The 13,139-nt window shown below is 67.7% G+C and carries 8 protein-coding genes; 6 read left to right on the top strand and 2 right to left on the bottom strand.

Going from position 1 to position 13,139, the window contains the following annotated elements; translation table 11 throughout:
- Positions 1 to 17 precede the first annotated feature (17 nt).
- Positions 18 to 1,625 (top strand): MocR-like pyridoxine biosynthesis transcription factor PdxR, encoded by a 1,608-nt coding sequence (gene pdxR, locus AC1RKI_RS19525; protein ID WP_490713846.1) that lies wholly within the window; start codon positions 18 to 20, stop codon positions 1,623 to 1,625.
- A gap of 95 nt (positions 1,626 to 1,720) precedes the next feature.
- Entirely contained in the window at positions 1,721 to 3,133 is a 1,413-nt protein-coding gene (locus AC1RKI_RS19520) for an FAD-binding oxidoreductase (protein ID WP_492796680.1), read from the top strand.
- A gap of 20 nt (positions 3,134 to 3,153) precedes the next feature.
- Here AC1RKI_RS19520 and AC1RKI_RS19515 read toward each other — a convergent pair whose 3' ends face one another.
- Positions 3,154 to 4,590, bottom strand: coding sequence for a heavy metal sensor histidine kinase (locus AC1RKI_RS19515; protein WP_061956873.1), 1,437 nt, complete (start codon positions 4,588 to 4,590; stop codon positions 3,154 to 3,156).
- Positions 4,587 to 5,261 (bottom strand): heavy metal response regulator transcription factor, encoded by a 675-nt coding sequence (locus AC1RKI_RS19510; RefSeq protein ID WP_061956925.1) that lies wholly within the window; start codon positions 5,259 to 5,261, stop codon positions 4,587 to 4,589. The genes AC1RKI_RS19515 and AC1RKI_RS19510 overlap by 4 nt, the downstream gene beginning before the upstream one ends.
- A gap of 188 nt (positions 5,262 to 5,449) precedes the next feature.
- Between AC1RKI_RS19510 and AC1RKI_RS19505 the strand changes: the two genes are divergently transcribed.
- From AC1RKI_RS19505 to poxB, 4 genes are all read left to right on the top strand, one after another.
- Positions 5,450 to 8,647: an efflux RND transporter permease subunit gene (locus AC1RKI_RS19505; protein WP_492796677.1), complete on the top strand. Its 3,198-nt coding sequence runs from the start codon at positions 5,450 to 5,452 to the stop codon at positions 8,645 to 8,647.
- Positions 8,644 to 9,831: an efflux RND transporter periplasmic adaptor subunit gene (locus AC1RKI_RS19500; RefSeq protein ID WP_150981229.1), complete on the top strand. Its 1,188-nt coding sequence runs from the start codon at positions 8,644 to 8,646 to the stop codon at positions 9,829 to 9,831. The genes AC1RKI_RS19505 and AC1RKI_RS19500 overlap by 4 nt, the downstream gene beginning before the upstream one ends.
- Positions 9,828 to 11,231: an efflux transporter outer membrane subunit gene (locus tag AC1RKI_RS19495; protein ID WP_492796675.1), complete on the top strand. Its 1,404-nt coding sequence runs from the start codon at positions 9,828 to 9,830 to the stop codon at positions 11,229 to 11,231. The genes AC1RKI_RS19500 and AC1RKI_RS19495 overlap by 4 nt, the downstream gene beginning before the upstream one ends.
- Positions 11,232 to 11,395: 164 nt before the next feature.
- Complete coding sequence (poxB, locus tag AC1RKI_RS19490; protein ID WP_227460301.1) at positions 11,396 to 13,123, top strand: ubiquinone-dependent pyruvate dehydrogenase; 1,728 nt, start codon at positions 11,396 to 11,398, stop codon at positions 13,121 to 13,123.
- The last annotated feature ends 16 nt before the right edge of the window (positions 13,124 to 13,139 follow it).

Here is a 13,139-nt window from a genome sequence, read left to right as displayed (position 1 = left end):
TTTTGTCCGGAGCCACTTTGAAAGAGACCCTTCTCTCCGAGCTGCTGCTGCAACGTCTGGAACGTCGCGCAGCAACCCAGGATGGTGCATGGAACGGCAAGGCCGGCGAGCATATGAATCGCCAGCTTTATGTGATCATCCGGCAGGAAATCCTTGCTGGCGCTGTGCCTGCGGGCAGCAAGCTGCCCGCGTCGCGCGTGCTGGCAAAGGAGATCGGCGTATCGCGCAACACGGTGCTATATGCCTATGAGCAGTTGCTTGCCGAGGGGTACGTCACCGCGTCGAGCGGAAGTGGCACCTTCGTGTCGCATACGGTTCCCGACCATCGTGCATTGCACAACGGCAGTGCGCCGACTGGCACCATCGATGTGCCCGCAATGCAGCAACATCCCAACCGATATGCGTTATCGCGACGCGGCCAGCATCTGGTGTCCCATGCCAGTGCATCGGACCGGCAATGGGGCGCGTTCGTGGCCGGCGTGCCCGATGTCTCGCTGTTTCCGCACGCCGTGTGGGCGCGTCTGCTTAACAAGCACTGGCGCAATCCGAGCCCGCAATTGCTGACGTATGCGCACCACGGCGGCTACCTGCCGCTGAAAAAACTGCTGGCCGAGCATCTGCGGCTGGTGCGATCGGTGCGGTGCGAGCCCGACCAGATCATCCTGACCACCGGCATCCACCAGGCCGTCGACCTGATCGCGCGCCTGCTGGCCGACCCCGGCGACAAGGCGTGGATGGAAGACCCCGGGTACTGGGGCACCCGCAGCCTGCTATACAGCGCGGGCGTGGAGCCGATTCCGGTGCCGGTGGACAACGAGGGCATCGCACCCACGGCCGCCACGCTGCAGGATCCGCCGCGCTTCATCTTTGTCACGCCGTCGCACCAGTATCCATTGGGCATGATGATGAGCCTGTCGCGGCGCCGCATGCTGCTGGAATACGCGCGACAGCGCGGCGCGTGGATCATCGAGGACGACTACGACAGCGAGTTCCGCTTCGAGGGCCGTCCCGTCGCATCGCTGCAGGGGCTCGACGACAACGACCGCGTGATCTACATGGGCACGTTCTCGAAGACCCTGTTCCCGGGCCTGCGCATGGGCTTCATGGTGTTGCCAAAGCCGCTGGCGCCGCATTTCGCCACGGGGCTGTCGGAGCTGTATCGCGAAGGCCAGCTGGTACAGCAGGCCGTGCTGGCGGACTTTATCGAGGAAGGCCACTACGCCACCCATATCCGCCGCATGCGGCAACGCTATGCGCAGCGCCAGGCGTTGCTGCGCGAGGCGATCGCCACCCGCTTCGGAGACGACTGGCCCACCTCCACGCACGAGGCCGGACTGCATATGGTGATGCATCTGCCGCCGGGTGCCGACGATCTTGGCATCAGCATGGCGGCGCGCACGCAAGGCTTGTCGGCGCGGCCGCTGTCGCGCTACTACAGTGAAGGCGCGGTGACGCAGCAGGGCCTGCTGCTGGGCTATGCATGCGTGCCCGAAGCCGAGATCGGGCCCGCATTCCGCAAGCTGGCGGAAGTGATCGAGCCCGCGCTGGAACATATGGCGCGCATGCAGGAGCCGCCCAGGACGATTGCCGCGCGCATCAGTGAGCAGGCCTGGAGCGGTGCATGACTGGTGCCATCGCGCCTCACGCGAATGGTTCTTTACGCGACGGCATGCGCCACGTAGGTTGCGCATCATCGTGACGACGTCCCTCACTTGTTTCCATGACTGCCAATACGCCCCTGTTAGCCGAACTCGCCGCGCTGCTCGATCCCGCCGGATTGCAAACCGGCGACGCCATCGAGATGCGCTTCCGCAAGGACTGGTATGCGCCGCTCGGCGCGCCGCCGCTTGCCGTGGCGCGGCCCCGCTCGACCGAGGAAGTGTCCGCGATCCTCGCGCTGTGCCATCGCCACGGTCAGCCCGTGGTGCCCCAGGGCGGGCTGACGGGGCTGGCGGCCGGCGCCACGCCCCACGCTGGCGAACTGGTGCTGTCACTGGAGCGCATGCGCGGCGTGGAGGAAATCGACGCGCAGTCCGGCACCATGACCGTGCTCGCGGGCACCACGCTGCAGGCCGCGCAGGATGCCGCGCGCGAAGCGGGATGGCTGCTGGCGGTCGACCTTGGCGCGCGCGGCAGTTGCCAGATCGGCGGCAATATCGCCACCAATGCTGGGGGCAATCGCGTGATCCGCTACGGCATGATGCGCGATCAGGTGCTGGGCCTGGAAGTGGTGCTGGCCGATGGCACGGTGCTGACATCGCTGAACAAGATGTTGAAGAACAACGCCGGCTACGACGTGCGCCAGTATTTCGTCGGCAGCGAAGGCACGCTTGGCGTCATCACGCGCGCGGTGCTGCGGCTGGCGCCCTTGCCTTCGAGCACGCAGACCGCACTTTGCGCGCTGGCATCGTTCGAGGACGTGGTGAAGCTGCTGCGTCATGCGCAGCGTGCGTTGTCGGGCCGGGTCTCGGCGTTCGAGGCGATGTGGGCCGACTACTACACGCTGGTCACCACGCGCGTACCCGGCGTGCGTGCGCCCCTCCCCTCAGGCCATCCGTTCTATGTGCTCGTCGACCTGCAAGGCAGCGACGCCGATGCAGACGGTGCGGCATTCGAGCGCATGCTTGAGGACGCCATGAGCGAAGGACTGATCGTCGACGCAGCCATCGCCGCCAGCGGCAAGGAAGCCGAGAGCTTCTGGAAACTGCGCGACGCCGTGGCGGAATTTCCGCAGATGTGGGCGCCGAACGCCGCGTTCGACGTGAGCCTGCCGATCGGCCGGATCGGCGCGTTTGCCGACGCGCTGCGCACCGCGGTGCTGGCGCAGTGGCCCGGCGCCGAACTGGTGAACTTCGGTCATGTCGGCGACAGCAACCTGCATTTCAGCGTGCACCTGCCCGGCGTGGCCGCAGCGGACTTTCCCGAAGCCGCCATCGACGCCGTGGCCTACCAGGTCGTCCGCCAGTTTGCCGGCAGCATATCGGCCGAGCACGGCATCGGCGTGCACAAGAAGCCGTTCCTCCACCACTCGCGCAGCCCCGCGGAACTGGCGCTGATGCGCGCCATCAAGCAGGCGCTGGACCCGAAGGGCATTCTGAATCCGGGCAGGGTGATCGACGTTCTGTCGACGTAGCAAACCCGGGCGGCAGGCGTTCAGGCCGCGGCAGGCGTGCCGGGGCCGGTCGGGGCGTCCGGGAACACGAGCCGGAACGCGGTCAGTCCGTCCACCACAGACTCCACCTGCACGCTGCCGTGGTGCAGATCCATGATGGTCTTGACGATGGCCAGGCCGATGCCCGACGATTCGCCGGAATTGGCGCGAGCGGGGTCGCCACGGAAGAATCTGTCGAACAGCCTGGGCAGGTGCTCGGCCGCGATGCCGGGGCCGGGATTGGCCACCTCGATCACCACCCGATCTTGCTCGCGCCAGCTGCGCAGCGTGATCACGGCCGCTTCGGGCGAATACTGCACGGCGTTCGACAGCAGGTTGCCCAACGCGCGCCGGAACAGCGTGGCGTCGGCCTCGAGCGTGCCACTGGCTGCCACCTCGATGGCGATGCCGCGCGCGTCGGCCAGCAGTTCGAAATAGTCGGCCTGCCGCGCCAGCTCGGCGCCAAGATCCAGCGTCACGCGCTTCATCGCCACCTGCGCATTGTCCGCGCGAGCCAGGAACAGCATGTTCTCGATCATGCGCGACAGCCGCTCGTACTCTTCCACATTGGAGGCCAGCAACGCCTGGTATTCCTCCACCGGCCGCTCGCTCGACAACGCCACCTGGGTCTGGCCCAGCAGGTTGCCGATGGGCGTGCGGAAATCGTGCGCCAGGTCGGCCGAAAACTGCGACAGCCGTTCATAGCGCTCGCGCAGCCGGTCGATCATTCGTTGCAGCGCCCGCGCCAGTTCGTCCAGTTCGGCCGGCAGGCGCGACGGGTCCACCGGCAGCGTGCCGCTGGCAAATGTCACGGATGCGGTGCCCGCCGCAATGCGCCGCAGTGGCGCCATGCCCGCATGCAATGCGGCGTAACCGAGCAGGCCCGCCGCCAGTGCGCCGAGACAGACGGCGATGCTCAGTTTCAGACGATAGTCGCGCAGCAACGCCACCCGCGAAGTGGCCACCTGGTACAGGTCCACCCGCATCGTTTCGGGCGCGGCGCCCGTGCGCGCGAGCATCGAGAGACCGCGCACGGGAATGTCGCCGCGCGTCTGCCAGGTCTGGATTGCGGTGGCCGATGGTGGATCGTTCAAGCCCACCGGTGTCATCGCGGGCACCTCGCCCGGCCGTGCGCCGGCCTCGATCATCAGGGTGCCGTCGGGCGCCAGGAGCCGCAGGCCGAATTCCTCGTTGCCGCTCACAATGCCGCTGATTTCGCGCCACTGCTCAGCCGGGGGCGCGCCAGCGGGCAGGCTGGCCAGTTCGGTTCGCGCGCGCATGGCCTTGCGCAGCAGTTCGGAGTCGTCACGCTCGATGATCTGCATGGCCAGCGCGCGATAGAGATACAGGCCCACGCCGGCGAACGCGCAGCCCGCAGTCAGCGCGAACGCCAGCGCCAGCCGCGCGGTCAGCGAACGGGCAAGCCGGCGCGCGTTCACGGCTTGCGGTTCTCCAGCACGTAGCCGATACCGCGCACGCTGTGAATCAGCTTCGGCGTGAAATGGTCGTCCATCTTGACGCGCAGGCGACGGATCGCCACGTCGACCACATTGGTGTCGCTGTCGAAATTCATGTCCCAGACGTGCGATGCGATCTGGGTGCGGCTCAGCACTTCGCCACAGCGGCGCGCCAGGAAATGCAGCAGCGCGAATTCGCGCGGCGTCAGATCGATGCGCTGGCCGGCGCGCGTCACACGGTGCCGGAGCACATCGATCTCCAGATCGCCCACCTCGATGCGGTCGGCCTCGCGCACCGGGCCGCGCCGCAGCAGCGTACGGACCCGCGCCAACAGTTCCACGAATGCGAAGGGCTTGGCCAGATAGTCGTCCCCGCCTAGTTCCAGACCGCGCACGCGATCCTCCACTTCGTCGCGCGCGGTCAGGAACAGCACCGGTGTGTCCTTGGATTCGCGCAGCCGGCGCAACACGTCCCAGCCATTCATGCCGGGCAGCATCACGTCGAGGATGATCAGGTCGTAATCGGCTTCCATCGCCTGATGCAGGCCGTCCGCGCCGGTGCGCGCGACATCCACCACAAAGGCCGACTCGGTAAGCCCCTTGCGCAGATATTCGCCGGTTTTCGGTTCGTCTTCGATCACCAGGATCTTCATGGTCCAGTCCCTTGCTTGCGGCAGCGCACACGCTTGTACATCGCCCGCAACATGGTAGCGGGCGGCATCGCGCGTATGGATGACAAGACTGTAATCGTTTTGACCGGATTGCACAGGGCGGCCGCTTTTTAGAATCGCCATTCATTCCTGAACCGATTGCCGCGCCGCCACGCGCCGGGAGACATTGCATGTGGATTGTCAGGCTCGCCCTGCGCCGGCCCTATACCTTCATCGTCCTTGCCATCCTGCTCCTGCTGGGCGGCGCGGTGGCCATCGTGCGCATGCCGACCGATATCTTTCCGTCGATCGACATCCCGGTGGTGAGCGTGGTGTGGAGCTACAACGGCCTGTCCGCACAGGACATGGCGCAGCGCATCGTCACCGGCTACGAGCGGTCGCTGACCACCGACGTCGACAACATCGAGCACATCGAGTCGCAATCGCTGCCCGGCGTGGCGGTGATCAAGGTGTTCTTCCATCCCGGCGCCGACATCAACCGTGCGATTTCGCAAGCCACGGCCGGCGCGCAATCGATCCTCAAGCAGATGCCGCCCGGCGCCACGCCGCCGCTGGTGCTGAGCTACAACGCGTCGACTGTGCCGATCCTGCGGCTGGCGCTCGGTAGCGACACGTTGCCGGAGCAGCAGCTGTACGACCTGGGCAACAGCTTCATCCGCACCCAGCTTGCCACGGTGCAGGGCGCCGCGGTGCCGCTGCCCTACGGCGGCAAGGTGCGCCAGGTGATGGTGGACCTGAACATGCCGGCGCTGCAGGCACGCGGCCTGGCCCCGCTGGACGTGGTCAACGCCATCAACGCGCAAAACCTGGTGCTGCCCGGCGGCTCCGCCAAGATCGGCGCGCTCGAATACCGCGTGGACCTCAACGGCAGCACGCAGACCGTGGCCGCACTCAACGACCTGCCCGTGCGCAGCGGCCCGGACGGCACGGTGCTGGTGCGCGATGTGGCCCAGGTGCGCGACGGCTACGCGCCGCAGACCAACGTGGTGCGACACGACGGCAAGCGCGCGGCACTGCTGGAGGTCGAGAAGACCGGCAGCGCGTCCACCCTCACCGTGGTGGCGCAGATCCGCGCACTGTTGCCGCACATCCTGGCCGGCCTGCCGAAGTCCTTGCAGGTGCAGCCGCTGTCGGACCAGTCCGTGTTCGTCACCTCGGCCATCGATGGCGTGCTGCACGAGGCATTGGTGGCCGCATGCCTGACGGCGGCGATGATCCTGCTGTTTCTCGGCAGCTGGCGCGCCACGCTGATCATTGCGATCACCATCCCGTTGTCGGTGCTGGCCGCGCTGATCGCGCTCGCGGCGCTCGGCCAAACCCTCAACATCATGACGCTGGGCGGTCTGGCGCTCGCCGTGGGGGTGCTGGTCGACGACGCCACCGTGGCAATCGAGAACATTGCCCACCATCGTGAAACGGGCAAGCCGCTGGAACAGGCCATCCTCGACGGGGCGGGCGAGATCGCGCTGCCCACGCTGGTGTCGACGATGTGCATCTGCATCGTGTTCCTGCCGATGTTCCTGCTCAGCGGCGTGGCGCGCTACCTGTTCGTACCGCTGGCGGAGGCCGTGGTATTTGCGATGATGGCGTCCTATTTCCTGTCCCGCACGCTGATCCCCACGCTGGCGCACTACCTGCTGCGCGGCGAGGCAGCGGCGCGTCCCGCCACCGGCCCGATTGCGCGCTGGTGTGGTCAGGCGCATGCGCGCTTCGAGGCCGCTTTTGAGCGCGTGCGCGCGGCCTATGCACGCCTGCTGGCTGCGGCGCTGGCCATGCCGCGCCGCACCATGCTGGTGTTTGCGCTCGCCTGCGCCGCATCGATGACGCTGGTGCCGTTCCTCGGGCAGGATTTCTTCCCAGCCGTCGATGGCAACGAGATCCGGTTGCACATGCGCGTGCGCACCGGCACGCGCATCGAGGAAACCGCGCGCATTGCCGATGGGGTCGAAGGCGAGATCCGGCGCGTGGCCGGGCCCGATCACGTGGCCGGCATCGTCGACAACATCGGCCTGCCGGTCAGCGGCATCAACCTCACCTATGACGCGGCGCTGCCGATCGGCACCGCAGACGCCGAAATTCTGGTGTCGCTGAAGCCGGGCGCCGAGCGATCGGGCGCGCTGATCGAACAGCTCGACGCGGCGTTGCGCAAGGACTTCCCGGGCGTAAGCTTCTCGTTCCTGCCGGCGGACATGGTCAGCCAGATTCTCAATTTCGGCCTCCCTGCGCCGATCGACATCCAGATCGTGGGCAAGGATCTGGCCGGCAACCGCAAGGTGGCCGATCAGTTGCTGCGCAAGCTGGCCGGCGTGCCGGGCCTGGCGGATCTGCACCTGCAGCAGCCGGCGGACCAGCCGGCGCTGACTGTCGAGGTGGACCGCACCCGCGCGCTGCAGGCCGGCCTTTCGCAGCGCGAGGTGGCGCAGAACCTGCTGATTGCGCTATCCGGCAGCGGCCAGACCGCGCCGAATTTCTGGCTCGATCCCAGGAACGGCGTCAGTTATCCGCTGGCGGTTTCGGTGCCGCAGTACGCGATGAACTCGCTGCAGACGCTGTCCAGCATTCCGCTGGGGCTCGGCGCCGACACGGCGCTGCAGGGCGGTGCCGGTCAGCTTGGGCAGTTCGGCACCATCGTGCGAGCTAGCCAGCAGGGCGTGGTGTCGCACTACAACGTGCAACCTGTGCTGGATCTGTTCGGCGCGGTGCGTGGCCGCGATCTGGGCGCAGTGGCGGCCGACGTGCAGCACATTGTCGACCAGGCGCGCGCGCAGTTGCCTGCCGGGTCGGACATCGTGGTGCGCGGCCAGGTGCAGACCATGCACGCATCTTTTGCCGGACTGCTGACCGGACTGGCGGCCGCGATCGTGCTGGTGTACCTGCTGATGGTGGTGAACTTCCAGTCGTGGCTCGATCCGCTGGCGATCGTCGGCGCACTGCCGGTGGCGCTCGCGGGCATGGCGTGGATCCTGTTTGCCACGGACACCACGATCAGCGTCCCGGCGCTCACGGGCGCCATCATCTGCGTGGGGATCGCCACCGCCAACAGCATCCTCGTGATCAGCCACGCGCGCGACGGCCTGGCCGCCGGCAGATCCCCGCGCGATGCCGCATGGGAGGCCGGCTTCAGCCGCTTTCGTCCGGTTGCGATGACGGCGCTGGCCATGCTGTTCGGCATGGTGCCGATGGCGCTCGGGTCCGGCGGCGCCGGGGCCCAGAACGCACCGCTGGGCCGCACCGTGATCGGCGGCCTGGCATTCGGCACGATCGCCACGCTGGTGCTGGTGCCGGTCTTTTTTGCCGCGCTGCATGGCTGGATGGCCCGGCGCGCCCACTCCGACAACCATCCGATCCCTCACGAAAGCCTGGCATGAAACCCACCGAACCCGACATCGAGACCGTCGCGCCGCACCGCAATGCACGCCTGGCCATGCTGGCAGCGGCCGGCCTGTGCATGGCGCTGGCGCTGACCGCCGGCGTTGTACCGCGCTGGCAAAGCCGCGCCGTGCTGCAGCAACGTGCGCAGGCCGCGCAGACGCCCATCGTGCGCGTGGTGCTGCCGCACGCCGCGACGGCCGCGCACGAGATCGTCCTGCCGGCCGACGTGCACGCCTATGAGGACGCCGCGATCCACGCGCGCGTCAGTGGGTATCTGCGTCGCTGGTACGTAGACATCGGCGCGCGCGTGAAGGCCGGCCAGTTGCTGGCGATCATCGACGCCCCCGAAGTGGCCGACCAACTGCGCCAGGCGCGCGCCGACGAGGCCACGGCCGCCGCCAACTGGCAACTGGCCAGCAGCACGGCCCAACGCTGGCTGGACCTGCAGGCCACCCATTCCGTGGCGCAGCAGGAGACCGATCAGAAAGTGGCCGACATGCATGCCAAGGCAGCGGCACTGGCCGCAGCCCGATCGAATACGTCGCGGCTTGCGCAACTGCAGCGCTACACCGAGATTCACGCGCCGTTCGATGGTGTGATCACGGCGCGCAACGTCGATACCGGCGCGCTGGTCGATGCCGGCAGCGCGCCGGGCCAGGGTCGCGAGCTGTTCCATCTCTCGGCCGGCACGCGGCTGCGCGTCTATGTGCAGGTGCCGCAGGACGACGCCGACGCAACGCTCGGGCCCGGCACGCAGGCCTGGCTGACGCTGCCGCAAGCGCCGGGTCAACGCTATCCGGCAACCGTGGCGCGCACCGCCGGCGCCATCGATCCGGTCACGCGGAGCCTGCGCGTCGAGCTCGACGTCGACAGTCAGGACGGGCACATCCTGCCCGGCGCCTACGCGCAGGCGCATCTGCGCATCGGCAGCGCGCAGGCCGCGCTGGACCTGCCCGCCAGCACGCTGATGTTCCCGGCTGGTGGCCCGATGGTGGCCGTGGTGGGCGCGGACAACCGGCTGACGCTGCGTCACGTCGATCTCGGCCGCGATTTTGGCTCGCACGTCGAAGTACTGGCCGGGCTGACGGGCAATGAGCGGGTCGTGGTCAATCCGGGCGACGGCATCGTGACCGGCATGGCGGTGCAGGTGGCCGCCGCGTCGAACGGAGGCCCGGCATGAAGCGCGCCGCCGCGATTCTGGCCTGCGCGTGGCTGGCCGGCTGCGCCAGCGTGCCCTATCAGCCTCCCGCGATGCCGATGCCGGCCGCCTACCGCGAAAGCCACGGCGTGGGCGCTGACGCCATCGCGCCGGACTGGTGGCGCGCTTACCACGACGCGACGCTCGACGCGTTGCTGCCCCGCATCGGCGCATCGAACCAGAACGTACTGAAGTCGATGGCGCTGCTGCGCGACGCCCGCGCGCAGGTCAGCGCGGCGCGGGCCGACTACTTTCCGACTATCGGCGCCACGGCCAGCGTCAGCAGCACGCACTTGTCGGCCAATGTGAAAGGCCATTCGCTGGCCGGCAAGACCACACCCGATCACCTCATCGGCCTGGGCGCCACATGGGAGCCCGACCTGTTCGGCCGCATCGGCAATAACGTCGATGCCGCCGAGGATCGCGTCCAGGCCAGCGCCGACGATGTGGCCGCAGTGCGCCTCAGCCTGCAGGCAGAAGCCGCGATCGACTACTTCGGCATCCGCTCGCTCGATCGCGAGGCGGCGCTGCTGCAGCAGACCGTGGACGCCTACGAATCGGTGCTGCAACTGGTGACCAACCGCTACCGCGGCGGCATTGCCGCCGAAGGCGACGTCGCGCAGGCACAGGCCCAGGTGGAAAGCACGCGCGCCCAATTGGCCGATCTGCGGCTGGCCCGCGCGCAGTTGCTGCATGCGCTGGCGACGCTGGCAGGCGAGCCCGCCAGCACTTTCGAGCTGCCTGGCGAATCCACCCGTGCCGATGCGACGATCGCGCTACCTGCCGCGCCGGCCGCCGTGCCGGCGATGCTGCTGCAACGCCGCCCCGATATCGCCGCGGCGGAGCGCCGCGTGGCGGCAGCCAATGCGCAAATCGGCGTGGCGCGCGCGGCATTCTTCCCGACGCTGGTGTTGAATCTCACTGGCGGACTCGAAAGCTCGGGTTTAGCCGGGTGGCTGACGGCGCCAAGCCGTTTCTGGGCCGTGGGGCCGGCCCTGGCCGCAACGATCTTCGACGGCGGCAAGCGCCAGGCCGGCGTGGACAGCGCGCATGCGCAGTTCGACGCCAGCGCGGCCGACTACCGCGAGACCGTGCTCAAGGCCGTGCAGGATGTGGAAGACAACTACGCTGCACTGCGGATCCTCGACGACGAGGCGCGCAGCCAGCAGGCCGCAGTGGCGGCGTCCGGCCGCGCGCTGCAGCAAGCCATCGAACGGTATCGCAAAGGCGCCGCCGCCTATCTCGACGTCAACGTGGTGCAAGCCGCCGCGCTTAACGATGCGCGTGATCTGGAGGCCGTGCATCGACGCCAACTCGCAGCCAGCGTCGCGTTGTTCCGGGCGCTTGGCGGCGGATGGGATGGCGCAGGGGATCCCGCCTGACACATTCGCCGCGCCTATCATTGTGCAGGCGGAGCGCGCCCGAACGTGCCAACCGAAAAACGTCGGGCGCCGAAGCAAGACAGGCGGCCCGGCGGGATCTAGTCTGATAGCTACCATCCTGGGCGCACCAAACCCTACGTCCATTTCCCACCAGGAGATATTCCATGGCGACAACCGCGGCAGATCTGATCACCAGTGTGCTTGACGGCGTCGGCGTCAGGCGAATTTATGGCGTCGTCGGCGACAGCCTCAACGGCATCACAGAATCGCTGCGCCGGCACAAGGACATCGAATGGATTCACACGCGCCATGAGGAAACCGCGGCATTCGCGGCCGGCGCCGAGGCTCACCTGACCGGCAACCTGGCTGTATGCGCCGGAAGCTGCGGTCCCGGCAATCTTCACCTGATCAACGGCCTGTTCGACTGTCATCGGTCGCGCGTGCCGGTGCTGGCGATTGCCGCCCATATCCCCAGCGCCGAGATCGGCCGGGGCTATTTTCAGGAAACGCATCCGGATCAGTTGTTCCGCGAATGCAGCCATTACTGCGAGCTGGTGACCAGCGTCGAGCAATTGCCGGGCGTGCTGGAGACCGCCATCCGTACAGCGATTGGCCGGCGCGGCGTCGCGGTGGTGGTGATCCCGGGCGACGTGGCGCTCAGGCAAGCCGCTGCCGCGATCTCGGCACCGGCATCGCTGACGCTCGCCGCACCGGTCGTGACGCCGACCGACGCGCAGCTCGATGCGCTGGCCAGCCTGCTGGCCAGCAGCCGCAAGACCACGCTGCTGTGCGGCCGCGGTTGCGCCGGGGCCCACGACCAGGTGGTTCGCCTGGCGCAGACCTTGAAGGCGCCTGTGGTGCACGCGCTGGGCGGCAAGGAATACGTCGAGTACGACAATCCGTGCGACGTGGGAATGACCGGGCTGATCGGCTTCAGTTCCGGCTATCACGCGATGGAGAGCTGCGACACCCTGGTCATGCTGGGCACCGATTTTCCCTATCGACAGTTCTATCCCGAGAACGCCACGATCGTGCAGATCGACGTCAGGCCGGAAAACCTGGGCCGCAGGACGCGGCTGGACATGGGTGTGGTTGGGGACATCGCCGCCACGCTCGACAAGCTTCAGCCCCGGCTTTCGCCGCAGCAGGACGACGCTCACCTGAACACCGCATTGCGCCACTACCATAGCGCGCGCGGGCAACTGGACGAACTGGCCACCGGCGACAGCGGCCGCCGGCCGATCCATCCGCAGTACCTGGCCCGCCTGCTGAGCGACAAGGCATCGGACGACGCGGTATTCACCTTCGACGTCGGCACGACGACGATCTGGGCGGCGCGCTACCTTCGCATGAACGGGCGGCGGCGCATGATCGGATCGCTGGCCCATGGCTCGATGGCCAACGCCCTGCCGCAGGCCATCGGCGCGCAATGCGCATTTCCGGGCCGCCAGGTCATCACGTTTTCCGGCGACGGGGGCTTTGCCATGCTGATGGGAGATTTCCTGACGCTGGTGCAGCAGCGCTTGCCGATCAAGGTGGTGATCTTCAACAACAGCGTGCTCGGCTTCGTGGCGCTGGAAATGAAGGCGTCCGGCTTTCTGGAATCGGGCACGGCGCTGCAGAATCCCGATTTCGCGGCGATGGCGCGCGCCGCGGGCGTGCATGCCGAGCGCGTGGAAGACCCGCTGGCGCTGCCCCAGGCCATCGACGGCATGCTGGCCCATGACGGCCCCGCATTGCTCGACGTGGTGACCAACACCCAGGAACTGGCGATGCCGCCGAAGCTCAAGGCCGAGCAGGTCAAGGGTTTCAGCGTGTGGGCGATGAAGGCGGTGATGAACGGCCGCGCCGACGAGCTGGTGGAACTGGCTCGCACCAACCTGCTGCGCTAGAGCGGACGCCCCTTGC

The sequence above is a fragment of the Cupriavidus sp. GW822-FHT06G04 genome, assembly GCF_058799075.1.
The sequence above is the reverse complement of the archived record's forward strand: the minus strand, read 5'-3'. Positions and strand labels throughout refer to the sequence as shown.